This is a genomic window from Pseudomonas sp. IT-P395, from assembly GCF_949767675.1.
Classification (GTDB): Bacteria; Pseudomonadota; Gammaproteobacteria; order Pseudomonadales; family Pseudomonadaceae; genus Aquipseudomonas.
Genome location: NZ_CATKPW010000033.1, coordinates 1 through 26,322 on the forward strand (window position 1 = coordinate 1; position 26,322 = coordinate 26,322).

The 26,322-nt window shown below is 59.1% G+C and carries 25 protein-coding genes; 17 read left to right on the forward strand and 8 right to left on the reverse strand.

All coding sequences use genetic code 11. The annotated features are described in order from the left end of the window. A partial coding sequence (locus tag ACM6IN_RS18650; protein ID WP_414916508.1) for an integrase core domain-containing protein occupies positions 1-288 on the forward strand: 288 nt, incomplete at its 5' end. 116 nt (positions 289-404) lie between these two features. Here ACM6IN_RS18650 and ccoM read toward each other — a convergent pair. From ccoM to ACM6IN_RS18665, 3 genes are all read right to left on the reverse strand, one after another. Continuing rightward, entirely contained in the window at positions 405-518 is a 114-nt protein-coding gene (gene ccoM, locus ACM6IN_RS18655; RefSeq protein WP_003222396.1) for a cytochrome c oxidase subunit CcoM, read from the reverse strand. A gap of 146 nt (positions 519-664) precedes the next feature. Then, the gene (locus tag ACM6IN_RS18660; protein ID WP_007918490.1) at positions 665-826 is read right to left on the reverse strand and encodes a hypothetical protein; all 162 of its coding nucleotides are present in this window, start codon (positions 824-826) and stop codon (positions 665-667) included. Between the two features lie 96 nt (positions 827-922). Beyond that, positions 923-1,264, reverse strand: coding sequence for a hypothetical protein (locus ACM6IN_RS18665; RefSeq protein WP_003222394.1), 342 nt, complete (start codon positions 1,262-1,264; stop codon positions 923-925). A gap of 252 nt (positions 1,265-1,516) precedes the next feature. Between ACM6IN_RS18665 and rapA the strand changes: the two genes are divergently transcribed. Further along, positions 1,517-4,363 (forward strand): RNA polymerase-associated protein RapA, encoded by a 2,847-nt coding sequence (rapA, locus tag ACM6IN_RS18670; protein WP_095113838.1) that lies wholly within the window; start codon positions 1,517-1,519, stop codon positions 4,361-4,363. A 186-nt stretch (positions 4,364-4,549) separates the two neighbouring features. Here the strand turns inward: rapA and ACM6IN_RS18675 are convergent, their stop codons facing one another. Continuing rightward, positions 4,550-5,899, reverse strand: a complete 1,350-nt coding sequence (locus ACM6IN_RS18675) for a spinster family MFS transporter (protein WP_414916509.1) — start codon at positions 5,897-5,899, stop codon at positions 4,550-4,552. Between the two features lie 301 nt (positions 5,900-6,200). On the opposite strand from ACM6IN_RS18675, the gene ACM6IN_RS18680 reads away from it, so the two are divergent. Both ACM6IN_RS18680 and ACM6IN_RS18685 read left to right on the forward strand, forming a co-directional pair. Next, positions 6,201-6,569 (forward strand): YkgJ family cysteine cluster protein, encoded by a 369-nt coding sequence (locus ACM6IN_RS18680; protein ID WP_007918504.1) that lies wholly within the window; start codon positions 6,201-6,203, stop codon positions 6,567-6,569. Positions 6,570-6,718: 149 nt separating this feature from the next. Continuing rightward, positions 6,719-9,001, forward strand: a complete 2,283-nt coding sequence (locus ACM6IN_RS18685) for a putative bifunctional diguanylate cyclase/phosphodiesterase (RefSeq protein ID WP_414916510.1) — start codon at positions 6,719-6,721, stop codon at positions 8,999-9,001. Here the strand turns inward: ACM6IN_RS18685 and ACM6IN_RS18690 are convergent. Further along, the gene (locus ACM6IN_RS18690; RefSeq protein ID WP_414916511.1) at positions 8,892-9,788 is read right to left on the reverse strand and encodes an NAD(P)-dependent oxidoreductase; all 897 of its coding nucleotides are present in this window, start codon (positions 9,786-9,788) and stop codon (positions 8,892-8,894) included. The genes ACM6IN_RS18685 and ACM6IN_RS18690 overlap by 110 nt on opposite strands. A 197-nt stretch (positions 9,789-9,985) precedes the next feature. Here ACM6IN_RS18690 and ACM6IN_RS18695 point away from each other — a divergent pair, with 197 nt between their 5' ends. Then, positions 9,986-12,184 (forward strand): hypothetical protein, encoded by a 2,199-nt coding sequence (locus ACM6IN_RS18695; protein ID WP_064119773.1) that lies wholly within the window; start codon positions 9,986-9,988, stop codon positions 12,182-12,184. Between the two features lie 303 nt (positions 12,185-12,487). Here the strand turns inward: ACM6IN_RS18695 and ACM6IN_RS18700 are convergent, their stop codons facing one another. Next, a complete protein-coding gene (locus ACM6IN_RS18700) occupies positions 12,488-12,808 on the reverse strand; it encodes a DUF2288 domain-containing protein (RefSeq protein ID WP_095113841.1) in 321 nt (106 codons plus the stop codon). Positions 12,809-13,160: 352 nt separating this feature from the next. On the opposite strand from ACM6IN_RS18700, the gene ACM6IN_RS18705 reads away from it, so the two are divergent. The 9 genes from ACM6IN_RS18705 (at position 13,161) to ACM6IN_RS18745 (ending at position 20,901) form a co-directional block, all read left to right on the forward strand. Continuing rightward, positions 13,161-14,288, forward strand: a complete 1,128-nt coding sequence (locus tag ACM6IN_RS18705; RefSeq protein WP_007918518.1) for a branched-chain amino acid ABC transporter substrate-binding protein — start codon at positions 13,161-13,163, stop codon at positions 14,286-14,288. Positions 14,289-14,519: 231 nt separating this feature from the next. After that, a complete protein-coding gene (livH, locus tag ACM6IN_RS18710; protein WP_007918526.1) occupies positions 14,520-15,443 on the forward strand; it encodes a high-affinity branched-chain amino acid ABC transporter permease LivH in 924 nt (307 codons plus the stop codon). Then, positions 15,440-16,696 carry a high-affinity branched-chain amino acid ABC transporter permease LivM gene (locus ACM6IN_RS18715; protein ID WP_038358181.1) on the forward strand — a complete coding sequence of 419 codons (1,257 nt, stop codon included), beginning with the start codon at positions 15,440-15,442 and terminating at the stop codon, positions 16,694-16,696. Before livH ends, ACM6IN_RS18715 begins: the two co-directional genes overlap by 4 nt. Next, positions 16,693-17,460, forward strand: coding sequence for a high-affinity branched-chain amino acid ABC transporter ATP-binding protein LivG (gene livG, locus ACM6IN_RS18720; protein WP_007918535.1), 768 nt, complete (start codon positions 16,693-16,695; stop codon positions 17,458-17,460). Before ACM6IN_RS18715 ends, livG begins: the two co-directional genes overlap by 4 nt. Continuing rightward, positions 17,461-18,162: an ABC transporter ATP-binding protein gene (locus ACM6IN_RS18725; RefSeq protein WP_007918536.1), complete on the forward strand. Its 702-nt coding sequence runs from the start codon at positions 17,461-17,463 to the stop codon at positions 18,160-18,162. It begins immediately after the preceding gene. Positions 18,163-18,454: 292 nt separating this feature from the next. After that, complete coding sequence (locus ACM6IN_RS18730) at positions 18,455-18,760, forward strand: DUF2282 domain-containing protein (protein ID WP_007918537.1); 306 nt, start codon at positions 18,455-18,457, stop codon at positions 18,758-18,760. A gap of 25 nt (positions 18,761-18,785) precedes the next feature. Then, entirely contained in the window at positions 18,786-19,673 is an 888-nt protein-coding gene (locus ACM6IN_RS18735) for a DUF692 domain-containing protein (RefSeq protein WP_414916512.1), read from the forward strand. Continuing rightward, positions 19,670-20,428: a DUF2063 domain-containing protein gene (locus ACM6IN_RS18740; RefSeq protein WP_414916513.1), complete on the forward strand. Its 759-nt coding sequence runs from the start codon at positions 19,670-19,672 to the stop codon at positions 20,426-20,428. The genes ACM6IN_RS18735 and ACM6IN_RS18740 overlap by 4 nt, the downstream gene beginning before the upstream one ends. Next, a complete protein-coding gene (locus ACM6IN_RS18745) occupies positions 20,425-20,901 on the forward strand; it encodes a DoxX family protein (RefSeq protein WP_095113844.1) in 477 nt (158 codons plus the stop codon). Before ACM6IN_RS18740 ends, ACM6IN_RS18745 begins: the two co-directional genes overlap by 4 nt. A 115-nt stretch (positions 20,902-21,016) precedes the next feature. Here the strand turns inward: ACM6IN_RS18745 and ACM6IN_RS18750 are convergent, their stop codons facing one another. Beyond that, complete coding sequence (locus ACM6IN_RS18750; RefSeq protein ID WP_095113845.1) at positions 21,017-21,931, reverse strand: LysR family transcriptional regulator; 915 nt, start codon at positions 21,929-21,931, stop codon at positions 21,017-21,019. A gap of 104 nt (positions 21,932-22,035) precedes the next feature. Here ACM6IN_RS18750 and ACM6IN_RS18755 point away from each other — a divergent pair, with 104 nt between their 5' ends. The 3 genes from ACM6IN_RS18755 (at position 22,036) to ACM6IN_RS18765 (ending at position 25,059) form a co-directional block, all read left to right on the forward strand. Beyond that, on the forward strand, positions 22,036-22,635 hold the full coding sequence (locus ACM6IN_RS18755; RefSeq protein WP_007918548.1) for a short chain dehydrogenase: 600 nt from the start codon (positions 22,036-22,038) through the stop codon (positions 22,633-22,635). 59 nt (positions 22,636-22,694) lie between these two features. Next, complete coding sequence (locus tag ACM6IN_RS18760; protein ID WP_007918549.1) at positions 22,695-23,348, forward strand: COG3650 family protein; 654 nt, start codon at positions 22,695-22,697, stop codon at positions 23,346-23,348. Between the two features lie 97 nt (positions 23,349-23,445). Continuing rightward, on the forward strand, positions 23,446-25,059 hold the full coding sequence (locus tag ACM6IN_RS18765) for an NAD(P)/FAD-dependent oxidoreductase (RefSeq protein ID WP_414916514.1): 1,614 nt from the start codon (positions 23,446-23,448) through the stop codon (positions 25,057-25,059). A 130-nt stretch (positions 25,060-25,189) separates the two neighbouring features. Here ACM6IN_RS18765 and ACM6IN_RS18770 read toward each other — a convergent pair whose 3' ends face one another. Then, positions 25,190-26,284 (reverse strand): PLP-dependent cysteine synthase family protein, encoded by a 1,095-nt coding sequence (locus ACM6IN_RS18770; protein WP_123374641.1) that lies wholly within the window; start codon positions 26,282-26,284, stop codon positions 25,190-25,192. Between the last annotated feature and the right edge of the window lie 38 nt (positions 26,285-26,322).

Below are 26,322 nucleotides of genomic sequence, written 5' to 3' on the forward strand. Positions count from 1 at the left end.
ACTTACAGAGAATTACTGGCAAGAAACGACATGCAGCAGAGCATGAGCCGTAAAGGTAATTGCTGGGACAATGCAGTGATGGAGCGCTTCTTTTTGAGTTTGAAAATGGAGCGAGTATGGCGACGTGACTACGCGAACCACGCTGAAGCGATCCGCGACATCACCGAATACATCGTTGGGTTTTACAACAACGAACGGCTGCACTCGAAACGGGGATATCTGCCACCGACCGTTTACGAGCGGGCGATGGCGTCAAAACCACCTATCGAGGTGTCCGGAATTAGTTGACCACTGCACACAAAGCACACCCAAAGCATGGTCGGCCCAAAGGCCGCCAAGACACAAAAAAAAGGGGCAACCGAAGTCGCCCCAAAATGCCTTGCGTGCTCATCAATCCAGAAGAATCACTTCTTGCGCTTATTCGCATCCTTCCAGATAAAAAATCCAAACCCTGCAAAAAACAGAACCATCAGCCCTACAGTCAGGACCCCGGCAAACACCACGTTATCGAAAAACATGACTGGCCTCCTGGGCCTCTGCTCTGCTGCGATGGAACTAAGTTACCAAACACACAGGCGCACAAATTGACCGGGATCAATACCAGCAACGAAGGAGAGTAAAGGAGGGAAATTAAATGACCTGCATCAACGGATGCAGGCAGAGATCAACGCTTTTTCGGCTTGTTTTTCGACTTTTTCTTGGCTTTTCCCAACGGCATCGCCTGTTCGAACGCCTGGCGCACTTCGTTCAGCCGCTTCTCTTTAATGTCATGCACGCGCTTGGCGCGTTCAGTACTGAGGTCAATCAGTTTGTCGTCTTGGCTCATGGCGTCAGTAAATCACTTGAAAGAATCACAACTGCCACATCACCGGCAGGACTGCGCCAATAATGCAACGTCACACCAGCGCTGACCAGCCGAAGATCAGATCTCGATATCGACCCATAAGCCCTGACGCGGCTGATCTTCCATCAGCGGCACCACCGGCACGGTGTTGTCAGCATTCAATTCGGTGCCGGGCACGGCGAGATGTTCTTCGGGGTCTTCATCGGCTTCGCGACGACGGCGATCACGTTCTTGCTGACGGCGCTGCTCTTCACGCGCCAGCAGTCGATCCTCTTCAGGATCGCGCTTTTGCAAATCGATCGTGCTTTCGTTGGAGCTTTCCTGCACCGGCACCACCGGAGGAATGTCCGGCCGCTGGCGGATCGGATCCTGCTGGGAAGTGATCGGCACAGCGCTCAGGGGGAGCATCGGTGGCAACATATATGGGGTCTCCTGTCAGCAGGCTATCGGCTGCGGCAAAGGCGCCTTGAGCCATCCGTCGCAAATCTGTGACGCACTTGGCACGTGTAGGAGCTGCCGAAGGCTGCGATCTTTATCAGACAGCTCAAACCTCAAGGGTTCTCAAAGATCAAAAGATCGCAGCCTGCGGCAGCTCCTACGCCAGTAATCTTTGGCCCTGAAGCCCTCATTCCGTTAAGATAGCCCGCTTTTTCAAGGTGGGAGTCAGGCAGCATGGCGCAGCAGTATCAACCGGGGCAACGCTGGATCAGTGACAGCGAAGCAGAGCTTGGTTTAGGCACCGTTCTGGCACAGGACGGCCGCTTGTTGACCGTGCTTTACCCGGCCACTGGCGAAACCCGCCAGTACGCGCTACGGAATGCGCCCCTGACCCGCGTGCGGTTCTCGCCGGGTGACAGCATCACCCACTTCGAAGGCTGGAAGATGACCGTGCAGCAAGTCGACGATGTCGACGGCCTGATGGTCTATCACGGTCTCAACGGGCAGAACGAAGCCGTCACCCTGCCGGAAACCCAGCTGTCGAACTTCATCCAGTTCCGTCTGGCCAGCGACCGTCTGTTCGCCGGCCAGATCGATCCGCTGGCGTGGTTCTCGCTGCGTTACAACACTCTCGAACACACCAGCCGCCAGTTGCAATCATCGCTCTGGGGCCTGGGTGGCGTTCGCGCGCAGCCAATCGCGCACCAATTGCACATCGCCCGTGAAGTCGCCGACCGTATCGCCCCGCGCGTTTTGCTGGCGGACGAAGTGGGTCTGGGTAAAACCATCGAAGCCGGTCTGGTGATCCATCGCCAACTGCTCTCGGGCCGCGCCAACCGCGTGCTGATCCTCGTCCCGGAAAACCTCCAGCACCAGTGGCTGGTGGAGATGCGCCGCCGCTTCAACCTGCAGGTCGCGCTGTTCGACGAAGAACGCTTCATCGAAAGCGATGCCACCAACCCGTTCGAAGACACGCAACTGGCGCTGGTCGCGCTGGAGTGGCTGGTCGATGACGAGAAGGCTCAGGACGCACTGTTTGCTGCCGGTTGGGATCTGCTGGTGGTCGACGAAGCGCACCACTTGGTCTGGCACGAAGAAAAGGCCAGCCCGGAATACTCGCTGGTCGAGCAACTCGCCGAAGTCATCCCGGGCGTGCTGCTGCTCACCGCCACCCCGGAACAACTCGGTCAGGACAGCCACTTCGCCCGTCTGCGCCTGCTCGACCCGAACCGTTTCCACGACCTGGCTGCCTTCCGCGCCGAGAGCGACAACTATCGCCCGGTGGCCGAAGCCGTGCAGGAACTGCTCGACAAGGGCCGACTCTCGGCCGAAGCGCACAAAACCATTCACGGCTTCCTCGGCAACGAAGGCGAAGCCCTGCTGACCGCGGTCAACGATGGCGACACCGAAGCCAGCGCCCGCCTCGTGCGCGAACTGCTCGATCGCCACGGCACCGGTCGCGTGCTGTTCCGTAATACCCGCGCCGCCGTGCAGGGTTTCCCGGAGCGCAAACTGCACCCGTACCCGCTGCCGTGCCCGGACGAATACCTCGAACTGCCGCTGGGCGAACACGCTGAGCTGTACCCTGAAGTCAGCTTCCAGGCCCAGCCGGACGCCAGCGAAGAAGAGCGCTGGTGGAAATTCGACCCGCGTGTCGAGTGGCTGATCGATCAGCTGAAAATGCTCAAGCGCACCAAAGTGCTGGTGATCTGCGCCCACGCCGAAACCGCGATGGACCTGGAAGACGCCCTGCGCGTGCGTTCCGGCATCCCGGCCACGGTGTTCCATGAAGGCATGAACATCCTTGAGCGTGACCGCGCCGCCGCTTACTTCGCCGACGAAGAGTTCGGCGCACAAGTGCTGATCTGCTCGGAAATCGGCAGTGAAGGTCGCAACTTCCAGTTCGCTCACCACCTGGTGCTGTTCGATCTGCCGTCGCACCCGGACCTGCTCGAGCAGCGGATCGGGCGTCTCGACCGGATCGGCCAGAAGCACATCATCGAACTGCACGTGCCGTACCTGGAAACCAGCCCGCAAGAGCGCCTGTTCCAGTGGTATCACGAAGCGCTGAACGCGTTCCTCAACACCTGCCCGACCGGCAACGCCTTGCAGCATCAGTTCGGCCCGCGCCTGCTGCCGTTGCTCGAAGAAGCCGACGACAGCGAGTGGCAAGCGCTGATCGACGAAGCGCGCAGCGAGCGCGAGCGTCTGGAAGCCGAGTTGCACACCGGCCGTGACCGTTTGCTGGAGCTCAACTCCGGCGGCGCTGGCGAAGGTGAAGCGCTGGTCGAGGACATCCTTGAGCAAGACGATCAGTTCGCCCTGCCGATCTACATGGAAACCCTGTTCGACGCGTTCGGCATCGACAGCGAAGACCATTCGGAAAACGCCCTGATCCTCAAGCCGAGCGAGAAGATGCTCGACGCCAGCTTCCCGCTGGGCGACGACGAAGGCGTGACCATCACCTACGACCGCAACCAGGCGCTGTCGCGCGAAGACATGCAGTTCATCACCTGGGAACACCCGATGGTGCAGGGCGGCATGGATCTGGTGCTGTCCGGTTCGATGGGCAACACCGCCGTCGCGCTGATCAAGAACAAGGCGTTGAAGCCAGGCACCGTGCTGCTCGAACTGCTTTATGTCAGCGAAGTGGTAGCGCCGCGTTCGCTGCAACTGGGCCGTTACCTGCCGCCGGCCGCCCTGCGCTGCCTGCTTGATGCCAACGGCAACGACCTGTCGGCGCGCGTCTCGTTCGAAACCTTGAACGATCAGCTGGAAAGCGTGCCACGTGCCAGCGCCAACAAGTTCATCCAGGCCCAGCGCGATCAGCTGACGCCACGGATCAACGCCGGTGAAGACAAGATCGCCCCGCGTCACGCCGAGCGCGTGGCCGAGGCGCGTCGCCGTCTGGCGGCCGACACCGACGAAGAACTGGCGCGCCTGACCGCGTTGCAAGCGGTCAACCCGACCGTGCGCGACAGCGAACTGGTGGCGCTGCGTGAACAGCGTGAGCAAGGTCTGGCGATGCTGGATAAGGCTGCGTTGCGACTGGAAGCGATTCGGGTGTTGGTAGCGGGCTAAACCGCCCTGCTCCAGCGCTGAAAACAAGAAGGCCTGCAGCAATGCGGGCCTTTTTTGTTGCCTGTGATTTTTCAGCTGATGCTGATGGCCTCATCGCTGGCAAGCCAGCTCCCACAGGTTTCGGGTCGTTTACAGATTATGTGTACGACTCGGTCACTGTGGGAGCTGGCTTGCCAGCGATGACGGCTATGCGGTCGCCGCTGCAACCTCAGGCTCAACCACAGCAACCAAGCCCTCCTTCATCCGATGCGCATCGCGCACAAAACACCGCGCCGCCAGAAACAGAAACACCATGGTCAGAAACAGCGCCACCGGAATCAGGTACATCGCATCATGCAGGCCGACTGCCTTAAAGGCCTCGGTCATCTGCTCCGCACCGGCCGCCAGCATCGCCGTGTGTGCAAAGTGATCCGACAAACCACCCACCACCACCGGCCCCAAGCCACCGCCGAGCAGATACAACCCGGCAAAGAACAACGCCATTGCCGTGGCCCGCAGGCGCGGTTCGACCACGTCCTGAATCGCTGTATAAACACATGTGTAAAAGTTGTAGGCAAACAGCCAACCAACACTGAACAGCGCGACAAACACACCAATCTCGATACGCCCCGAATGCAGCGCCCACGCCGTACACAGCGTCGAGATAATCAGACTGAACGCGGCAAACAGCAGCCGCCCATTGGCCACGCGCTGGTGAATCTTGTCGGCAATCCAGCCGCCCAGGGTCAAACCGACCAGTCCGGTCACGCCGACAATCATCCCGGTCGCCACCGCCGCTTCCTGCAACGGCATGAGGAAATAGCGCTGCAGCATCGGCACCAGAAACGAGTTGCAGGCATAGGTGGCGAAGTTGAAGCACAACCCGGCCATCACCAGCCAGAGAAAGGTCGGCACCGCCAGAATACGGCGGATCGGCTTGTCGACTTTCTCTTGCGAAACCTGCACGGTCTCCGCTGCGCCGCGCTTCGGCTCTTTGATGAAGAACATGAAGATCGCCAGAATCAGCCCCGGCACCGCTGCAATAAAGAACGGCGCGCGCCAGCTGTCAAACGCCTTCACCATCCAGCCAATGGTGAAGAACGCCAGCAACAGGCCCAACGGCAAACCGAGCATGAAGATGCCCATGGCCCGCGCCCGCCGATGAGCCGGAAACAGATCGCCAATCAGCGAGTTGGCCGCCGGTGCATAACTGGCCTCACCAATGCCGATGCCCATGCGCACGATCAGGAAACTCCAGAAACTGCCGACCAGACCGTTGACCGCCGTCAGCGCACTCCACGTCGCCAGGCCCCAGCCCATCAGCTTGCTGCGCGAACCGGTATCGGCCATTCGCCCCAGCGGCAGGCCGGCGATGGCGTAAACAATGGTGAATGCGGTGCCGACGATCCCCAACTGGAAGTCGCTGAGGTGCCATTCCATGCGGATCGGCTCGATGATGATCGCTGGAATGGTGCGGTCGAAGAAGTTGAACAGGTTGGCGAGGAACAGCAGGAACAGAATGCGCCAGGCATTCGCCGCTTGGGTCGAGTTCTGCATGGGTCCGTCTCTTTATTGTTATAGGGCTTCACTGCCAACGCATCCGAGCCCGGAACCTGCAATCTAGTCAGCCACGCAAAGGCTGTCTGTGATCATTCGTCTGCCTGATATCTGCCCATGGCACTGTAACGAAACGTAAGCCCTTGATAAGTCTGTAATCCCCCGAAAACCGGGGCTTTTGCGGCAAAACCTTGCCACAAAAAAATAGTTTCGCGCCCCCCTTCCCAAGTCCGCGGCAAAGCCTAGAATGGCCGCCGGATCCGTCCGGATCTCCCGATCAATCCCTTTGATACCCTCGCCCATGTCTGAAGTCAGTCCGTGTCTGAATTGCGGTGCCTGCTGTTCCCATTTTCGCGTGTCTTTCTTTTGGGGTGAGTGCTCATCTTCCGGCGGCACGGTGCCTGATGAACTGGTCACACAGATCAGTCCAAGCCGGGTGGCGATGAACGGCACCGACTGCAAATCGCCACGTTGCACGGCGCTGGTCGGTGAAGTCGGCAGCGAGGTGAAGTGCTCGATTTATGAACTGCGCTCCAGCCCCTGCCGTGAATTCGAATCTTCATGGGAAAACGGCGAACAGAATGTCGACTGCGACAAGGCCCGTGCACGTTTCGGCTTGCCGCCGCTGCAGCCGGACTGGGCGCAAATCCCTTTCGAACAGATCGCGTAAGCCTTTAGCGCCAATCGCTATGACGCTAATGCCGAAATCATTAGCGCCAATGTGCCACTACCGCTTGCACCCCGAAATCGGCCTCTATACTCCTGACATTCAGCTGCGTTCAACGCGCACTCGGGACGACTTCAGAGACGGGGCATGCTATGGAGTGGCTTGGTTTGCAGTTTGTTACCGAGCTGCCGGAGAGCGGGCAGGTCATCCTCGATTGCAGTCACAACCCTTTCCTGGTGATGGTTGCTTATCTGGTCGCCTGCGCAGCCAGTTTCGCCACTCTGGATATGGCTGAGCGCGTTGTAAATGCCGAAGATCCGGGGTCGCGGCGGATCTGGCGCTGGATCGGCGCGACCTGCCTGGCCGGCGGCATCTGGGCCATGCATTTCATCGGCATGCTGGCTTTCCAGACACCGATCGACATTCAGTACGACCTTGGCATCACCCTTTTCTCGTTGCTGATCGCCCTGCTCGCCTCTTGGCTGGCCATGCAAACCCTTAGCGAAGCGCAGCCGAGTGCATTGCATTGCTTGAAAACCGCGTTTGTCATCGGCCTGGGCATCGCCGGCATGCATTACGTTGGCATGGCGGCGATGAAGTCGAGCGCCACCGCTTACTATCATCCAGGACTGTTCGCGCTGTCTGTGGCGATCGCCATCGGCGCCAGTTTCGCAGCGCTGTGGGTGGCCCGCTATCTCAGCGAAGGCAGCGGCGTCGCGCATCAGTTGCTCAAGTACAGCGCTGCGCTGATTCTCGGCGCCGGCATCATCAGCATGCATTTCACCGGCATGGCTGCGCTGGATCTGGTTCTTCCCGAGGGAGGCCCGACAGCGAGCGGCGGCGATAACGGGCATCTGCAACTGGGCCTGACCGTTGCGCTGATCATCCTGCTGATCCTTGGCAGCGCGATCAGTGCGGCGCTGGCCGACAAGAAACTGCAGAACAAAGAAGAGGATCTGCGCCGCGTCAACGCCCTGCTCAGCCAGCTCGATCAGGCGCGCATGTCGCTGCAACAAGCGGCCAACTACGACGCCCTGACCAACCTGATCAACCGCCGCGGGTTCAACCAGATCTTTGCCGAGAAACTCTGCCAGAAAGCCACCGAGGGCGGCATGCTCGCGGTGATGTTTCTCGACATCGACCACTTCAAGCGGATCAACGACAGCCTCGGCCATGACGCTGGTGACGAGCTGCTCAAGGTCATCGCCAATCACATCAAAGGTTCGGTGCGCAGCCATGAAGACGTGGTCGCGCGCTTCGGCGGCGACGAGTTCTGCATCCTCATCAACCTGCATGACCGCGAAGAGGCCCGCAACATGGCCCAGCGCATCATGCTCAAGATGAAGGAGCCGATCGAGCTGGCCGGGCGCCGCATGGTGATGACCACCAGCATCGGCATCAGTCTGTTTCCGGAGGACGGCACCACCTGCGAAGAACTGCTCAAGCACGCCGACCTGGCGTTGTATCAATCCAAGGGCGCAGGACGTAACGGCCTGCACTTTTTCAGTTCCAACCTCAAGACCCGCGCCAGCTTCGAGCTGCAACTGGAAGAAGAACTGCGCCATGCCCTGCGCGAAGAAAACGGTTTGATGCTGTATTACCAACCGATCTTCGAACTGAAAACCGGCCGCGTCACCAAGCTTGAAGCGCTGATTCGCTGGCAGCATCCGCTGCATGGCTTGCTGACCCCGGATCGTTTCATCTCGATTGCCGAAAACAACGGCTTGATCGCCGAACTGGACAACTGGGTGCTGCGCCGCGCGTGCAAGGATCTGGGTGAACTGTCGCGCCATGGCTGCGAAGAACTGAAAATCGCCTGGAACTGCTCGCCACTCAATCTCACCCGGGATGAGCTGGCCAACGAAATCGAAAGTGCCTTGCGCACCGCCGGGGTGGCACCGGAGCGGCTGGAACTGGAAGTCACCGAAAACGCGCTGATGGGCAACATCGCCAACACCCTGGTGTTACTGCGGCAGATTCGTGCCCTGGGTGTATCGCTGTCGATCGACGACTTCGGCACCGGCTACTCGTCGCTGGCCTACCTCAAGCGCCTGCCGCTCAACACCTTGAAGATCGACCGCTCGTTCATCCTCGATATTCCCACGGCGACCGCCGACATGGAGATCGTCCAGGCGATCATCGTCATGGCGCACACCCTGCATTTGCAAGTGGTCACCGAAGGCGTCGAAAGCCTGGAACAGTACGAATTCCTTGAACGCTCAGGCTGCGACTTCATTCAGGGTTACCTGCTCAGCCGTCCGGTGCCGCTGGACGAGCTGCGCCCGGTGCTGGAAGAAATCAATCAGCGCAAACACTCACACGCGGTCAATCCGTTGATTCTGGCGCGCGGTACATTTGCACCAGTGTCGCTGGATCCTGCGCCAAATAACCTTGCGCCCCATGCAGGCGCATCAGTTGTGCGGCCAATCCGCTGATCGGCGTCGCCGAACCCTGTTCGCGGGAAAACTTCACTGCCGTATCAAGATCCTTGAGCAAGGTGCGCACGTGCCATTTGATCGGTTCGAAACGGCTTTCGGCCATTTGCGGGGCGAGGATCTGCAACGGTTTCGAATCGGCAAAACCACCCGCCAGCGCCTCGGCGATCAGGCTCGCATCGACCCCGGCCTGCTCCGCCAGCGCCACCACTTCGGCGATCACCAGTGCGTTGCAGGCGACGATCATCTGGTTGCAGGCCTTGGTCACCTGCCCCGCGCCGATGCCGCCCATGTGCGTGACGCGCTGACCGAGGTTGAGCAATACCGGGCGCACACGCTCCAGATTTGCCGCATCGCCGCCGACCATGATAGCCAAACTGCCCGCCTCGGCACCGACCACGCCGCCGGACACCGGTGAATCCAGCCAGGCCATGCCGGTTTTCTCCACCAGTTCTGTCGCCATTTCGCGAGTAGCCGTCGGTTCAAGGCTGGAAAAGTCCACCAGCAACTGGCCGCTTTTCGCGCCTTCGGCGATACCGCCCGCGCCAAATACCACCTCGCGAACCACTGCCGTATCGGCCAGACACAACATCACCACGTCGGCGTGTTCGCACAATTCAGCGGCAGTCGCCACCTGCCGGGCACCGGCCTCGACCAGTGGCGCGCACTTGGCCGGGTTGCGATTCCACACGGTCAGCGGGTAACCCGCCGCCAACAAACGGCGGCACATGGGCAGGCCCATCAGACCGATTCCGGCGAACCCCAACGAAGGTAGCGTTGACATCATTTTGCCTCTTTTCGATTAAAGATCGCCGAATAATGGCCGATTCATCAACGATCAGGAAAGGATTCCCCCCAGCGACAGTCAGGCCAAAACCCTGACGCTCGGGCTCAATTCGCGCAATTAAAAGACGCGAGATCTTATTCCGTGAGGTTCGCAGGCAACTGGCCAGCGAGCCAACCAGTCCAGGTATATGGCGCACAATGACTTCTAAAAATAATCCCGCCACTGCGGTATCCGATCTGACTTTGAGCCCCGCCGCCAACAGCCCGTCATCGTCGAAGCCATTGGTCCCGTCGCGCCCGCTGTCAACCCAGCAATACCTGTACTTCACCGAAACCAATACCGACCGCATCCTCGACAACCTCGACGGCCTGCGTGATCTGGTGTTCCCGCGCCCACCGCACCTGGAAGGCGACAACGAACAGCACAACGACCAGGAATTCCCCTCGGTGTGCCTGATCGGCCTCGGTCGCTGCGGCTCGAACATCGCCCTTGATGTCGCGGAGCTGGTGTACAACGCGCGCAAGTTCTACCTCAACGAATTCAATAACGAAGACCGCGCGGCGGATCGCCGACTGGCCGACAAGGGTTACAGCCCGGCGCAGTGGATCAAGAACAACCTGCGCATCGGCCCGAACAAATCGACCAAACCGGTGTTTCTAGTCGAACCGCTGGTGATGCTCGGCGACCTCGACAAGGACATCGCCGGGCGCATCCGTTTCTCGCGCAAGGGCGAGAAAAGCGGCTTCCTGCGCGACTACAGCAAAATGAAGATCATGGACTTGTCCGAAGTCCACGCCGGTGGCGCCGGTAACGCGCCGATCCTCGGCCAGTACCTGGCGAAGATCATCCTCAACAAGGACACCCAGCGCTTCTCCAGCCCTGACTGGAAAATGATTCATTCGTACCTGATCGATAGCTGCGGCATCAAGGCCAACCAGTCGCGCCTGTATTTCTCGATCTTCAGTGCCGGCGGCGGTACCGGTTCCGGCATGGCTTCGGAGTTCGGTCTGGCCCAGCAGCACTCGTACATGAACAAGACGTTCGACACCAAGCCGATGGACGAACATGACGGCAAGAGCGGTCATTCGTTCGTGTTCGAGCCGATCTTCACCAGCGGCATCTGCGTGCTGCCGAACATTTCCGATCACCGCAGCGAAATGTCCGAGGCGCTGCACATCAACGCCGGGCGCCTGCTGTGCAAATACCTTTCGGAAGAATGGGATTTCTCCTACAACTTCGCCAATGAAGACAGTAGCGAAGCCAGCGTCATGGGGCGTATCCGCCCATGGAACGCAATGATGCTGATCTCCAACGACATCATGCGTTACGCCGAAGAAAGCGATGACGGCAACATCCAGAACATTGATGTCAATGCGATGGAGAAGCACGCCAACCAGTACATCTCGCAGCAGATCTTCAACATTCTCACGGCGCAGGCAGTCACCACTGACTACGACCAGAACTACTTCCGCCGCGCCGGCATCGACATTGGCGAAACCATTCGCCTCGACGCCAACGACCTGTTCATGAGCCTGGCAGGCCCGGTGGCGATTGCCTACGCAGAGTCGGTGGTACCGGAAACCCCGCCGCCGAGCAGCGACAAATTCAAGGTGTTCGATAAAGAGCCGCAGCGTCTGAACATCGATGACCTGTTCTTCCGCTCGATCGATCTGCCGCATTTCAACAAAGTGACTCAGGCCATCGAAGGCATCAGTCTGCTGCCAATCGAGTCCAAGCGTTATCGCGCTTCGCTGGAGCAGTACAAGAACTCCGGCTACGACGCCGCGGCCCTGCACGACCTGCACTTCTTCAAGAACTGCTCGTCGGTGGTCTCGATCGTTTCGCTGCCGAAAGACTACAAGCTGTCGTACATGGACCTGAACCGGTTGAAGACGCACCTCAACAGCCTGTTCCCCAACACCACGCTCAAGCGTTACGCACTGGTAATCGGCGCCTCGGCCAACCTGTCGCTGACCACGTTGATTGCGAAGAGCCCGTGCCTGTCGGACGACTTCCTGACCCTGATCGTCGCGTTTATCAAGCGTTGCTTCGCGAAGAACCCGTACCGCTTCGACGAGACCCTCGACAACTCGATTCTTGATTTCATCATCAACGAAGAATTCGACGAAGATCGCATCGACGACCTGCTCAACGAATTCGAGAACCCGGCGAAGATCCTCGACACCAACTGGTACGCGATCAAACCGATGTACGAGAAGAAGTACCGCGAGCTGATCAACGACAAAGAGAAGTTTGTCTCGATCAATGACATTCGCCTGTCGCGTGATTGCGTGAAGAAGTCGATCAAGTATTTGCGCGAGATCTATCGTCACCGGATTGGCAAGACCAAGGTTATTTCGCTGAATAACCATACCGGCAAGTCGTTTACGGTCTGATCGAAGGCCGAGTCGCCGCCATCGCTGGCAAGCCAGCTCCCACAGGGTCCGGGTGAACACAATTATTGTGTAAACCACAAAACCTGTGGGAGCTGGCTTGCCAGCGAAGAGGCCCTGAAATTCACTGAAGATTTCAGCCTTTCCAATATCCAGAAACAATTAAGCAGCCGTTAGGCTGCTTACTAAACTGTTCCCGTTACGTTTACGTCACCGTGAGGTCACCCGCGCTTGTGGCGATTCTTCACGGCAACGTGCCATCACGCTACTCCGCTACACACTTTCCGCTGACGGCCGGTCGCACCATCAAGGTGCGACGCCAGCAGCGACCGCCCTTTCCTGGATCAGAATCCACGGCGAAACCACCACTGCCCACAGCTGTGGATCACGTTCGAAAAGATCCAGCGCCCGCGATTCAGACAGCTTGGCGACTTTGTCTGCGGCCAGCCAGGCAGCCACTTTCTCGCCTTCATCCGACGCCACGGCCTCGGCAGCGGCGATCAAATCGAGCGCGGGGTCGACCCACAATAGGGCACCCTTGGCGAAGAACGGCTCCAACTCTTTCCAGGTAATAGATGCGGTTTCACCAAGCAGCTTGGCATAGAGGGTGCTAGGTTCTTGATTCATGGGAGCTGTCCGGAAAAGAAATCGACGCGAATAATAACGTCGGTGGTCCGTCAGCAAAACCCGGTTGCAAATGGCTGTACCGAACGAAAAGAGCAGGAACGCCAGGGAATGCTGCTGATTGGGCTATATGCCCACCAACGCCCCGCCGCAATTCTGTCTTTTTCATTCAAAAATGCGACACCCCCAAGTTTTGCCCCTCGGCGCCCGCTTCCCAGGCTGACAACCGGCGCTCTACACTGTACCGGTACAGTTGCCGGGGGCATTTCCGGAGGGTATCGCAAAGATATCTGACCCGGTTCTGCTGCTACGGCGCCAGAACTCAAAAAAATTACAACAGTAAGAGTGGAGCACTATGACTAAGGCTACTAAGCAGATTTCCAAACTGTTTGCCGCTATGGTTCTGGCCGGGGTTGCCAGCCATTCGTTCGCAGCTGACACCATCAAAATCGGTATCGCCGGTCCTAAAACCGGTCCAGTAGCCCAGTACGGCGACATGCAGTTCAGTGGCGCAAAAATGGCCATCGAGCAAATCAACGCCAAGGGCGGCGTCGACGGCAAGAAACTTGAAGCCGTTGAATACGACGATGCCTGCGATCCAAAACAAGCGGTAGCGGTTGCGAACAAGGTCGTCAACGACGGCGTCAAGTTCGTCGTCGGTCACCTGTGCTCCAGCTCCACTCAACCGGCTTCGGACATCTACGAAGACGAAGGCGTGATCATGATCACCCCGGCTGCCACCAGCCCGGACATCACCGCCCGTGGTTACAAAATGGTCTTCCGCACCATCGGTCTGGACAGCGCCCAGGGCCCTGCCGCCGGTAACTACATTGCCGACCACGTGAAACCGAAAATTGTCGGCGTCCTGCACGACAAGCAACAGTACGGTGAAGGCATCGCCACCGCGGTGAAATCGACCCTCGAGAAGAAAGGCACCAAAGTTGCCGTGTTCGAAGGCGTCAACGCCGGCGACAAAGACTTCTCGGCGATCATCGCCAAACTCAAGCAAGCCAACGTCGATTTCGTCTACTACGGCGGCTACCACCCGGAGCTGGGTCTGATCCTGCGTCAAGCCCAGGAAAAGGGCCTGAAAGCCAAGTTCATGGGTCCGGAAGGCGTGGGTAACGACTCGATCACTCAGATCGCCAAGGACGCGTCCGAAGGCCTGCTGGTGACCCTGCCGAAATCCTTCGACCAGGATCCAGCCAACATCGCCCTGGCCGATGCCTTCAAAGCGAAGAAAGAAGATCCAAGCGGTCCGTTCGTGTTCCCGTCCTACTCGGCGGTTGAAGTGATTGCCGAAGGCATCAAGGCAGCCAAGTCCGAAGACGCGACCAAAGTGGCTGAAGCCATTCACGCCGGTACCTTCAAGACCCCGACTGGCGACCTGAGCTTCGACGCCAAGGGCGACTTGAAAGACTTCAAATTCGTGGTCTACGAGTGGCACAACGGCAAACCTAAAACTGAAGTATCGCCTCAGTAAGGCGCTGCCTGACTGACTGCCAATAAAGCCCACGGCGTGCCGTGGGCTTTGTTTTACGAATGTATTGGGCCGCGCTGGCGTGATCCGCCAGTCTCCCCACCTGAAAATCTCAAAACCGTCATCAGCGGTTCGCTGGCAAAACCCGGATTCGAAGTGGATAAAGATCCACGGGGCCGGGCGGGAAAATGACTCCACCAGTGAAATGCGTATCAGGTTTTTAGGAGCGCTGTAATGCCTGACATCTATCACTTCTTCCAACAGCTGGTTAACGGCCTGAACGTTGGCAGCATGTATGCCTTGATCGCCATCGGCTACACGATGGTTTACGGCATCATTGGAATGATCAACTTCGCCCACGGCGAGGTGTACATGATCGGCTCTTACGTGGCGTTCATCGCCATCGCCGGGTTGACCATGATGGGACTCGACAGTGTCCCGCTGTTGATGACGGCGGCGTTCATCGCCAGCATCGTCGTCACCAGTTCCTACGGTTACAGCATCGAACGGATCGCCTACCGCCCCCTGCGCGGCAGCAACCGTCTGATCCCGCTGATTTCCGCGATCGGTATGTCGATCTTCCTGCAGAACACGGTTCTGCTGGCGCAAGACTCCAAGGACAAAGCTATCCCCAACCTGATTCCGGGCAACATTGCCTTCGGCCCAGGTGGCGCACAAGAAGTGCTGATTTCCTACATGCAAATCGTGGTGTTCGTGGTGACCCTGATCGCCATGCTCGGCCTGACGCTGTTCATCTCCCGCTCTCGCCTGGGTCGCGCCTGCCGCGCCTGCGCCGAAGACATCAAGATGGCCAACCTGCTCGGCATCAACACCAACAACATCATCGCCCTGACCTTCGTCATTGGTGCCGCGCTGGCAGCCGTTGCGGCTGTGCTGCTGAGCATGCAATACGGGGTGATCAACCCGAACGCCGGTTTCCTCGTCGGCCTCAAAGCCTTCACCGCTGCGGTACTTGGCGGTATCGGCAGCATCCCCGGCGCCATGCTCGGCGGGCTGGTGCTTGGGGTGGCAGAAGCCTTTGGTGCCGATATCTTCGGCGACCAGTACAAGGATGTCGTGGCTTTCGGCTTGTTGGTTCTGGTGCTGTTGTTCCGTCCGACCGGCATTCTGGGCCGTCCGGAGGTTGAGAAAGTATGACTAGGAATCTTAAACAGGCACTGTTCAGTGCCTTGCTGGTGTGGGCCGTGGCCTACCCGGTACTCGGTTTGAAACTGACCATCGTCGGCATCAACCTGGAAGTGCACAACACCAGCCCGACCGTGCTGGCGACCATCGCCATCTGTTCGGTGCTGATGTTCCTGCGCGTGCTGTTCAACCAGCAGATCAGCAAAGCCTGGCGTGCGTCGCCGGGCCTGCCGCTGATTCCGGCCAAGGCGAGCAACTTCCTCACCCTGCCAACCACCCAGCGCTATTTCATCATTGCGCTGATCCTGGTGGCGCTGGTGTGGCCGTTCTTCGGCTCCCGTGGCGCGGTGGATATCGCGACGCTGATCCTGATCTACGTGATGCTCGGCCTCGGTCTGAACATCGTCGTCGGTCTGGCCGGTCTGCTCGACCTCGGTTACGTCGGCTTCTACGCCGTGGGTGCCTACAGCTACGCGCTGCTGTCGCACTACTACGGCCTGAGCTTCTGGATCTGCCTGCCGATTGCCGGCCTGATGGCGGCGACGTTCGGCTTCCTGCTGGGCTTCCCGGTGCTGCGTTTGCGCGGTGACTATCTGGCGATTGTGACCCTTGGTTTCGGTGAGATCATCCGTCTGTTCCTGCGTAACCTGACCGACATCACCGGTGGCCCGAACGGCATCAGCAACATCGAGAAACCGACGTTCTTCGGTCTGACCTTTGAACGCAAGGCTGCGGAAGGCATGCAAACCTTCCACGAGTATTTCGGCCTGCAATACAACTCGATCAACAAGGTGATTTTCCTCTACCTGGTTGCGCTACTGCTGGCGCTGGCGGCGCTGTTCGTCATCAACCGTCTGCTGCGCATGCCGATCGGCCGTGCGTGGGAAGCGCTGCGTGAAGATGAAATCGCTTGCCGTGCACTGGGTCTGAATCCAACGATCATCAAGCTCTCCGCGTTCACTCTCGGCGCTGCATTCGCCGGTTTCGCCGGTAGCTTCTTCGCTGCGCGTCAGGGTCTGGTGACGCCGGAGTCGTTCACCTTCATCGAGTCGGCGATCATCCTCGCCATCGTTGTGTTGGGTGGCATGGGCTCGCAGTTGGGCGTGATCCTGGCGGCCGTGGTGATGATCCTGTTGCCGGAAATGATGCGTGAGTTCAGCGAGTACCGCATGTTGATGTTCGGTGCCCTGATGGTGTTGATGATGATTTGGCGTCCACAAGGTCTGCTGCCGATGCAACGCCCACACATGGAGTTGCGAAAATGAGCCGCGAGATCCTTAAAGTCGAAAACCTGAGCATGCGCTTCGGCGGTTTGCTCGCGGTCAACGGTGTGGCCCTGACCGTCAAAGAGAAACAGGTGGTTGCATTGATCGGGCCGAACGGCGCGGGCAAGACCACCGTGTTCAACTGCCTGACCGGTTTCTATCAGCCCACCGGCGGCAGCATCCTGCTGGACGGCGAGCCGATTCAAGGCCTGCCGGGCCACAAGATCGCCCTCAAAGGCGTGGTGCGTACCTTCCAGAACGTGCGCTTGTTCAAGGACATGACGGCGGTCGAGAACCTGTTGATCGCCCAACACCGTCACCTCAACACCAACTTCCTGTCCGGCCTGTTCAAGACCCCGGCGTTCCGCAAAAGCGAGCGCGAGGCCATGGAGTTTGCCGAGTACTGGCTGGAAAAGGTCAACCTCAAAGAGTTCGCCAACCGTACCGCCGGCACCCTGGCCTACGGTCAGCAACGGCGTCTGGAGATCGCCCGCTGCATGATGACCCGTCCGCGGATCCTCATGCTCGACGAACCGGCCGCTGGTCTGAACCCGAAAGAAACCGAAGACCTCAAGGCGCTGATCAGCGTGCTGCGTGAAGAGCACAACGTGACGGTGCTGTTGATCGAACACGACATGAAACTGGTCATGAGCATTTCCGACCACATCGTCGTGATCAACCAGGGCACGCCTCTGGCTGACGGCACGCCGGAACAGATCCGCGACAATCCTGAAGTGATCAAAGCCTACCTGGGGGAAGCGTAAATGCTGCAGTTCGAAAACGTTTCCACCTTCTACGGCAAGATCCAGGCCCTGCACAACGTCAACGTCGAAGTCCGTCAGGGCGAGATCGTGACCCTGATCGGCGCCAACGGTGCCGGCAAGTCGACGTTGCTGATGACGCTCTGCGGTTCGCCGCAGGCGCACAGCGGCAGCATCCGCTACATGGGTGAGGAACTGGTCGGCCAGGACTCGTCGCAGATCATGCGCAAGAGCATTGCCGTGGTGCCGGAAGGTCGTCGGGTGTTCGCCCGTCTGACCGTTGAAGAAAACCTCTCCATGGGCGGCTTCTTCACCGACAAGGGCGACTATCAGGAGCAAATGGACAAGGTCCTTGGCCTGTTCCCGCGCCTGAAAGAACGCTTCAACCAGCGCGGCGGCACCATGTCCGGCGGCGAACAGCAGATGCTCGCTATCGGCCGTGCGTTGATGAGCAAGCCGAAACTGTTGCTGCTCGACGAGCCGTCGCTGGGCCTGGCACCGATCATCATCCAGCAGATTTTCGACATCATCGAAATGCTGCGCAAGGATGGTGTGACGGTGTTTCTGGTCGAGCAGAACGCCAACCAGGCGCTGAAAATCGCTGACCGGGCGTACGTTCTGGAGAACGGTCGCGTGGTCATGCAAGGCACCGGTGAAGCGCTGCTGACCGACCCGAAAGTACGCGAGGCGTATCTCGGCGGTTGATGCATGTCGCCAAACAAACAAACGGCCTTCGGGCCGTTTTTTTGTGCCTGCACGATTTCAGATTCTCCAAAAATCCCTTGTAGGAGTGAGCCTGCTCGCGATGGCGTCGTGTCATTCAACATCGCCAGTATCTGACATGACGCCATCGCGAGCAGGCTCACTCCTACAGGGTTTTGCGTTTTTCCAAAAAAGATTATGAGCGGGCTGTAACGCAATGCCACCTCGTTTCTCTAGAGGGACAAGCAAGCGCAAACGCGCTTGTAAAAACCCTGACCAAGACTGGAGAAACATCATGACTGCTACCACTCGCACCCTGTCCGCCACCGCCCTGGTTCTGGCCCTCGGTTCTGCCCTGAGCATGGCTGCTGTATCGACCGTCCACGCCGCTGACGCCGACATGGAAAAATGCTTCGGCGTGGCCATGAAAGGTCATAACGATTGCGCCGCCGGTGCAGGCACTACCTGTGCCGGCACGTCGAAAATGGACTATCAGGCCAATGCCTGGAAACTCGTTCCAAAGGGCACCTGCGCCACCACCGAGAGCAAGACTTCGCCGACCGGTTTCGGTCAGATGGAAGCCTTCAAAGCCAAGTCCTGATCGTTGGTCTGCCTGAGTGACGATCATGCTCACAATCAACGACCATGTTCCCTCCGGCACTCAGGCAGCCCGCACCGGGCTCCCGTCCCGTGCCGGGCTGGGGCTCAAGACCGGGCACTTTCGTGAAGTGCTCGGCTCACAACCGGACATCGGTTTCTTCGAAGTCCACGCCGAAAACTACATGGTGGCCGGCGGTCCGTTTCATCATTTTCTCGGTTTGATCCGCGAGCAGTATCCGCTGTCGCTGCACGGTGTTGGCTTGTCCATCGGTGCTGAAGGGCCGTTGGATAAACAACATCTTCAACGCCTTGCCGAGCTGATTCAGCGCTATCAACCGCAAGCCTTTTCCGAACATCTGGCCTGGTCGAGCCACGGCCCGGTGTTTCTCAATGACCTGCTGCCACTGGCCTATGACACGCCGACGCTGAACCGCGTTTGCGAGCATATTGATCAGGTGCAGAACACACTCAAACGTCCCATGTTGCTGGAGAATCCAGCGACCTATCTGGCCTTTCAGCGTTCGACCATCGATGAGCCTGACTTCATCGCCGAGGTCGTACACCGCAGCGGCTGTGGACTGTTGCTGGACGTCAACAATGTCTACGTTTCCTGCGTGAACCATCAGCGTGATCCACTGGCGTATCTCGATGCGCTGCCATTACACACGGTGGGTGAAATTCATCTGGCCGGGTTCGCCGAAGATAGCGACAGCCTTGGCGATCGCTTGCTGATCGACGATCACGGCGCGCCGATCGATCAAGCCGTCTGGGGTTTGTACCGGCAAGTGCTGCAACGCATCGGTCCGGTGGCGACGTTGATCGAGCGCGACAATCAAGTGCCGGCGTTTGCGGTGCTACTGGCGGAAGCTCAGCAAGCTGATGCACTTTTGCTGGATGCTGGAGCACGCACATGAGTACTCAACGCGCTTTCGCTGCCGCGCTGATCGACACCCGGTTAACCTGCCCCGAAGGCCTGTGCAGCGCCAACGGTGCTGATCCGGCGAGCCGTTTCGCGGTGTATCGCAACAACGTACAGGCTTCGCTGATCAATGCGTTGAGCGACAGTTGCCCGGTGGTTGCGCAATTGGTCGGCGATGAATTCTTCCACGCCATGGCGGCCGTTTTCGTACAACAGCTGCCGCCGCAGAGTCCGTTGATGAGTCGCTACGGAGAAACATTTGCGGACTTCATTGCAGCGTTTGAACCGGCCGGCGGCGTGCCTTATCTGGCAGACGTGGCGCGCCTTGAGCACTTGCGCACCCTCGCCTACCACGCGGCCGACACCCTGCCCGTCCGGCCAGAAGAAATCACGGCAGCGCTGGCTGATGCGCAAACGCTGACTGAATTGCGCTTCGAATTTCACCCCTCCCTTCACCTGCTCGACTCAGCCTTTGCCGTGGTGGCGATCTGGGGCGCACATCAGCAAGGCTCGACGCTGGAAGGCGTCGACATCAACCAAAGGCAACACGCGCTGGTGTTGCGCAATGACCTGGACGTCGAAGTGTTTGCCCTCGACCCCGGCGCCAGCAGGTTTATCCGCAACCTGATCGAGGGCCAGCCACTGCTGGCAGCGGCTGAAAACAGCCCTGAGTTCGACCTCGCGCAAACCCTCGGCTTGCTGATCGCGCGCAACGCCATCACCCACTTGAACAACAAGGAACTGCCATGAAAACGCTCATCACCCGCGCCATCGCGCTGCTGGAAAAAATCCCCCACAGCCTGATCGCGTTCATTGCGCGTTTCTCGATTGCCGCGGTGTTCTGGAAATCAGGGCAGACCAAGGTTGAAGGCCTGGCCATCGATCTGATCGACGGCAGCTTTCAACTCGGCTGGCCACGTCTCGCCGACTCGACGATTCCGTTGTTCAAGAGCGAATACCACGTACCGCTACTGTCGCCAGAGATTGCCGCGCACATGGCGGCGTTCGCCGAGCACTTCTTTCCGATGCTGATTCTGATTGGCTTCGCTACGCGGTTTTCGGCGCTGGCGTTGTTGGGCATGACCCTGACCATTCAACTGTTTGTGTATCCCGATGCCTATCCGACTCACGGCACCTGGGCGGCGGTGTTGTTGTATTTGATGGCGACGGGGCCGGGCAAGTTGTCGATTGATCATCTGATCGCCCGCCACTTCACCAACTGAACGCCGACCTGTAGGCGCTGCTGAAGGCTGCGATCTTTTGATCTTGCTTTGAAAAAAACAAAATCAAAAAATCGCAGCCTTCGGCAGCTCCTACATGGGGTTTATGTTCATATGATCAGTGCTGAAGTCGATCCAGCGCCTCGCCGCTGCGCTTGAACCAACCGATCAGATAATCCGCGAGCACTTGCGTGCGTTTTGGTAATCCACCCTGATACGGATGCACCAGGTACATCGGCATACGTCGGGTCTGAAAGTCACGCAGGAGCCAGCGCAATCGGCCGTCAGCCAATTCCGCCTGCAGCAAGTAGGAAGGCAACCGCGCAATCCCGGCGCCACTGAGTGCGGCTTTCTTCAGCAAGTTGTAATGGTTGCTGGCAAACGGTCCTGATACTCGCACCCGTAACAATTCATGCTGCTGGTGATACAGCCATTCCTCACGTCCGCTGTAGTGGCTGTTGAGCAAGCAGCGATGCTCGGCCAGAGCCTGTGGCGTCAGCGGTTCACCGAAACGCTCGAGATACGCCGGGCTGGCGCAGGTCATTTCCTGCCAGGCCAACAACGGCTTGGCCACCAGCCGTTCGTCATTGGCCACCTCACTGCGGATCGCCAGATCAAAGCCGTCCCGTGACAGATCGCGGTAACTGTTGTTCAGCTCCAGCTCAATCTGCACCTCAGGGTATTGATGCGAGAACTCCAGCAACAAACCATCGAAGAAGGTTTCCCCCAACGAAACCGGCACCGTCATGCGCACCGGGCCGGCCATATCGTCCTTCAACCGCGCCAAGGCCTGACGCGCCCTTTCCACCTGGACGACCAGCGCCTGCGCTTGTGGTAACAATGCTGCGCCGGCAGCGGTCAGGCTCAAGCGTCGAGTGGTGCGTTGCAGCAACACCACAGAAAACCGCGCTTCGAGCTGGCTGATGCGCTTGGACAACTGCCCTTTGCTACAGCCCAATTGCTGCGCCGCCAAGGTAAAACTGCCCGCTTCGATCAGCACCGCGAACGCCGCCAGATCATCCATTTCGCTCATGGATTGTTTCCATTTGAAAACCAAAGGTTGCCTATTAGCGCGCTTATCCACAGAAAAAACCACTCTAGACTGAAACCTCGTTCAATCACTTGAGGTACAGCTCGATGAAGATTCTGTTGATAGGCGCTGGCGGCACCATTGGTTCGGCGGTGGACAAAGAACTCTCGCAACGCCACGAAGTCATCCGCATCGGCCGCAACAGCGGTGACTTGCAGGTGGATATCAGCGACAGTGCATCGATCCGCCAGTTGTTCGAAAAAACCGGCAAGTTCGACGCACTGGTGTGCGCCGCCGGCAACGTCACCTTCGCACCGCTGGGTGAGATGACGGAAGACAGCTTCGCTCTCGGCCTCAAAGACAAACTGATGGGCCAGGTCAATCTGCTGCTGATTGGCCGCGAGTTCGCCAACGACGGCGCGTCATTCACCTTCACCACCGGCGTGCTCAGCCACGATCCGATCCGCAGCGGCGCCTCGGCAGCGTTGGTCAATGGTGCGCTGGACAGTTTTGTACGCGCAGCGGCCATTGAATTGCCGCGTGGCCTGCGAGTGAACTCGATCAGCCCGACCGTACTGCTCGAAGCCATGGGCAGCTACGCTCCGTATTTCCGTGGTTACAAGCCGGTTCCTGCGGCAGATGTGGCATTGGCCTACGCGAAAAGTGTCGAAGGCCTGCAGACAGGTCAGACATTTCACGTGGGCTAAACCCTTGTGATGAACGGTCAGGCTGCGTAACGTGGCGGCACTTGTCTGGAGAGCCGAAGATGCGTGTTGCCCGTTCGTTAGTCCTTGTTGCCCTGCTGCCGTTGTTTGCCGCTTGCCAGTTGCTCGATGGCCAGCGAGAAAGTGCCTCGCACGTCGGGCAGACACGGATGCAGGGTCAACTGACCGCCGCTGACGGCAAACTGGTGTTCCAGCCATGCCAGGATCAGCGCCAACTCGTCGTCAATGACATTGGTGGCACCAGCATTCTGCAAGAGGCTGCAACCCTCGCCGACGAGCAAGGCAAACTGTTTGCCGACGTCCGTGGCAAAGTCGCCGGTGATCGACTCGACCTGACGCAGCTGTATCGCGTCGAGCGTTCCGGCACTGCCTGTGATGATCCGAATTTCAAACTGCTGATCCTGCGCGCCGCCGGTCACGGTCCGGAATGGAATGTCAAAGTCAGCGGCAAAGGCATGGTCATCGACCGCGCAGGTCAGCCGCCACTTGCCGTGCCGTATATTGAAGATCAATTGGGCGACGGTCGCTTCAATCTGAGCAGCGAAGCCAATAACCAGCGCATCGAGTTGTGGGTCGCGCCGCAACGCTGCGTCGACAGCAGCACCGGCAGCGTGCAGCACATGAGCGCCGAGTTGCGCATCGACGGCCAGGTGCAGCGTGGTTGCGGGTATTTCGGCGGATCGCGTAACGACTGAGCGTTTTAGCCTCACCGGATCCGGCCTTTGCGGCTTATAATCGCGGCCTTCAAACGCCCTGGCGCAGTTGTGCGCCCCGCGAACCCGGATCCTCGCCATGTTACGAATCACTGAACTCAAGCTGCCAATCGACCATCCCGAAGAAGACCTGCGCGTTGCCATCGTGCAACGCCTGGGCATCGCCAGCGATGACCTGCTCGATTTCACCTTGTTCAAGCGCAGCTACGACGCGCGCAAAAAGTCCTCCGAACTGTGCTTCATCTACACCATCGACCTCCAAGTGCGCGACGAGGCCAAAGTGTTGGGCAAGTTCGCCGACGACCGTAACGTCAACGTGGCGCCGGATGTCAGCTACAAGTTCGTCGGCCAGGCGCCAAGCGACCTGAGCCAGCGCCCGATCGTCGTCGGTTTCGGCCCGTGCGGGATCTTCGCCGGCCTGCTGCTGGCGCAAATGGGCTTCAAACCGATCGTCCTAGAGCGCGGCACCGAAGTCCGCCAGCGCACCAAGGACACCTGGGGCCTGTGGCGTAAAAGCGTGCTCAACCCCGAGTCCAACGTGCAGTTCGGCGAAGGCGGCGCGGGCACGTTCTCCGACGGCAAGCTGTACAGCCAGATCAAGGATCCGAAGTTCCTCGGCCGCAAAGTCCTGCACGAGTTCGTCAAGGCTGGCGCGCCGGAAGAAATCCTCTACGTCAGCAAGCCGCACATCGGTACATTCCGTCTGACCGGTATGGTTGAAAACATGCGCGAGCAGATCCGCGAACTTGGCGGTGAAGTGCGCTTCCAGGAACGCGTCACCGACGTGCTGATCGAAGACGGCCAACTGGTCGGCGTCGAGCTGGCCAGCGGCGAAACCCTGCATTCGAAACACGTGGTTCTGGCCCTCGGCCACAGCGCCCGCGACACCTTCCGCATGCTCCACAGCCGTGGCGTGTTCATGGAAGCCAAGCCGTTTTCGGTGGGTTTCCGCATCGAACACCCGCAATCGCTGATCGACCGTGCGCGCCTGGGCAAGTACGCCGGCCACCCGAAACTGGGGGCCGCCGACTACAAACTGGTGCACCACGCCAAGAACGGCCGCTCGGTCTATAGCTTCTGCATGTGCCCGGGCGGCACCGTGGTCGCGGCGACGTCCGAGCCGAACCGCGTGGTCACCAACGGCATGAGCCAGTACTCGCGTAACGAGCGCAACGCCAACTCCGGCATCGTTGTCGGCATCACCCCGGAAGTCGATTATCCGGGCGGCCCGCTGGCAGGGATCGAGTTGCAGGAACGCCTGGAATCCCACGCGTTCATTCTCGGTGGCAGCGATTACAAGGCGCCGGCGCAACTGGTTGGCGACTTTATCAACGACATTCCTTCGACCGAGCTGGGTGAAGTCGAGCCGTCGTACAAACCGGGTGTGGCGCTGGGCGATCTGGCCCTGGCCTTGCCGGACTTTGCCATCGAGGCAATCCGCGAAGCCTTGCCGGCGTTCGAGAAACAGATTCGCGGGTATTCGCTGCATGATGCGGTGTTGACCGGGATCGAGACGCGTACTTCGTCGCCGTTGCGCATTACCCGTAACGAGACGCTGCAGAGCATGAACGTGAAGGGCTTGTTCCCGGCCGGTGAAGGCGCGGGTTATGCGGGTGGGATTCTGTCGGCAGGTGTTGACGGAATTCGCATTGCCGAAGCCGTGGCACGCGACATCCTCGGCCTGACTGACTAATCATCTGAACCGACACGAAACCCTGTGGGAGCTGGCTTGCCAGCGATGAAGGAATCAGATTCAACATAGATGTTGACTGACCCTCTGCTATCGCTGGCAAGCCAGCTCCCACATTGTTATGTGTATTTCTTCAGATGTTGGCGCGTAGCACTGAAGTCGGCAGCGCCTCACCGCGCTCGGCACTCGCCGCCACCGCTTCGATCAACCCATTCAATTCATACCCCTGCGCCTTCAACCAATCCTGATCGTAATAGGTGTCGGCATACCGCTCGCCACCATCGCACAAGATCGCCACGATCGACCCCGACTCCCCCGCCGCTTTCATCTGCTGCGCCGCCATCAAGGCGCCGATCAGGTTGGTCCCGCTCGACCCGCCGACATGCCGCCCCAGCCGCTGCGCCAGATAATGCATGGCCGCCAGCGACAAGGCGTCGGGCACTTTGACCATTGCATCAATCACCTTGGGCAGGAACGACGCCTCAACGCGTGGCCGGCCAATGCCTTCAATGCGCGAACCGCACTCCAGGCGCAAACCGGCGTCGCCGGTCTGGTAGTAATCGAAGAACACCGAACGCTCGGCATCCGCGCACAACACGCGGGTGCAATGCTGGCGATAACGCACATAACGACCCAGAGTCGCGGTGGTGCCGCCGGTGCCGGGGCTGGAAATCAGCCAGCTCGGTTCCGGGTGCTTCTCGTAACGCATCTGCTGGAAGATCGATTCGGCAATGTTGTTGTTCGCGCGCCAGTCGGTGGCGCGTTCAGCGTAGGTGAACTGGTCGATGAAGTGGCCGCCATGCTCGCGGGCCAAACGCTCGGATTCGGCGTAGATCTGCGTCGGATCTTTCACCAGATGGCTCTGACCACCGTAGAACGCGATCTGGGCGATCTTCTCTTTCGAGGTGGTCGCCGGCATCACCGCTATAAACGGCAAACCGAGCATCCGTGCAAAGTACGCCTCGGAAATGGCTGTAGAACCGCTGGACGCCTCGATCACCGGGGCGCCGGGCTTGAGCCAGCCGTTACACAATGCATAGAGAAACAGCGAACGAGCCAGGCGATGTTTAAGGCTGCCGGTCGGATGACTGGACTCATCCTTGAAATACAACTCGATACCCGCAAAACCTGGCAGCGGCAAAGGGATCAGGTGGGTGTCGGCGCTGCGCTGAAAATCCGCCTCGATGATGCGGATGGCTTCGCGGGCCCACTGTCGGTTGTCGCTCATGGTGATGGTTCTCGTTGAATCGGGCAGGAGAGGAATCT

Excerpts from the sequence above, each read along its gene's own strand:
- ACM6IN_RS18735 (WP_414916512.1), top strand. The coding sequence starts at position 18,786 with ATGCTCACAATCAACGACCATGTTCCCTCCGGCACTCAGGCAGCCCGC.
- ACM6IN_RS18750 (WP_095113845.1), bottom strand. The coding sequence starts at position 21,931 with ATGAGCGAAATGGATGATCTGGCGGCGTTCGCGGTGCTGATCGAAGCG.
- ACM6IN_RS18705 (WP_007918518.1), top strand. The coding sequence starts at position 13,161 with ATGACTAAGGCTACTAAGCAGATTTCCAAACTGTTTGCCGCTATGGTT.
- rapA (WP_095113838.1), top strand. The coding sequence starts at position 1,517 with ATGGCGCAGCAGTATCAACCGGGGCAACGCTGGATCAGTGACAGCGAA.
- ACM6IN_RS18745 (WP_095113844.1), top strand. The coding sequence starts at position 20,425 with ATGAAAACGCTCATCACCCGCGCCATCGCGCTGCTGGAAAAAATCCCC.
- ACM6IN_RS18770 (WP_123374641.1), bottom strand. The coding sequence starts at position 26,284 with ATGAGCGACAACCGACAGTGGGCCCGCGAAGCCATCCGCATCATCGAG.
- ACM6IN_RS18765 (WP_414916514.1), top strand. The coding sequence starts at position 23,446 with ATGTTACGAATCACTGAACTCAAGCTGCCAATCGACCATCCCGAAGAA.
- ACM6IN_RS18730 (WP_007918537.1), top strand. The coding sequence starts at position 18,455 with ATGACTGCTACCACTCGCACCCTGTCCGCCACCGCCCTGGTTCTGGCC.
- ACM6IN_RS18740 (WP_414916513.1), top strand. The coding sequence starts at position 19,670 with ATGAGTACTCAACGCGCTTTCGCTGCCGCGCTGATCGACACCCGGTTA.
- ACM6IN_RS18715 (WP_038358181.1), top strand. The coding sequence starts at position 15,440 with ATGACTAGGAATCTTAAACAGGCACTGTTCAGTGCCTTGCTGGTGTGG.
- ACM6IN_RS18725 (WP_007918536.1), top strand. The coding sequence starts at position 17,461 with ATGCTGCAGTTCGAAAACGTTTCCACCTTCTACGGCAAGATCCAGGCC.
- livH (WP_007918526.1), top strand. The coding sequence starts at position 14,520 with ATGCCTGACATCTATCACTTCTTCCAACAGCTGGTTAACGGCCTGAAC.
- ACM6IN_RS18685 (WP_414916510.1), top strand. The coding sequence starts at position 6,719 with ATGGAGTGGCTTGGTTTGCAGTTTGTTACCGAGCTGCCGGAGAGCGGG.
- ACM6IN_RS18675 (WP_414916509.1), bottom strand. The coding sequence starts at position 5,899 with ATGCAGAACTCGACCCAAGCGGCGAATGCCTGGCGCATTCTGTTCCTG.
- ACM6IN_RS18665 (WP_003222394.1), bottom strand. The coding sequence starts at position 1,264 with ATGTTGCCACCGATGCTCCCCCTGAGCGCTGTGCCGATCACTTCCCAG.
- ccoM (WP_003222396.1), bottom strand. The coding sequence starts at position 518 with ATGTTTTTCGATAACGTGGTGTTTGCCGGGGTCCTGACTGTAGGGCTG.
- ACM6IN_RS18755 (WP_007918548.1), top strand. The coding sequence starts at position 22,036 with ATGAAGATTCTGTTGATAGGCGCTGGCGGCACCATTGGTTCGGCGGTG.
- ACM6IN_RS18660 (WP_007918490.1), bottom strand. The coding sequence starts at position 826 with ATGAGCCAAGACGACAAACTGATTGACCTCAGTACTGAACGCGCCAAG.
- ACM6IN_RS18690 (WP_414916511.1), bottom strand. The coding sequence starts at position 9,788 with ATGATGTCAACGCTACCTTCGTTGGGGTTCGCCGGAATCGGTCTGATG.
- ACM6IN_RS18680 (WP_007918504.1), top strand. The coding sequence starts at position 6,201 with ATGTCTGAAGTCAGTCCGTGTCTGAATTGCGGTGCCTGCTGTTCCCAT.
- ACM6IN_RS18695 (WP_064119773.1), top strand. The coding sequence starts at position 9,986 with ATGACTTCTAAAAATAATCCCGCCACTGCGGTATCCGATCTGACTTTG.
- ACM6IN_RS18760 (WP_007918549.1), top strand. The coding sequence starts at position 22,695 with ATGCGTGTTGCCCGTTCGTTAGTCCTTGTTGCCCTGCTGCCGTTGTTT.
- ACM6IN_RS18700 (WP_095113841.1), bottom strand. The coding sequence starts at position 12,808 with ATGAATCAAGAACCTAGCACCCTCTATGCCAAGCTGCTTGGTGAAACC.
- livG (WP_007918535.1), top strand. The coding sequence starts at position 16,693 with ATGAGCCGCGAGATCCTTAAAGTCGAAAACCTGAGCATGCGCTTCGGC.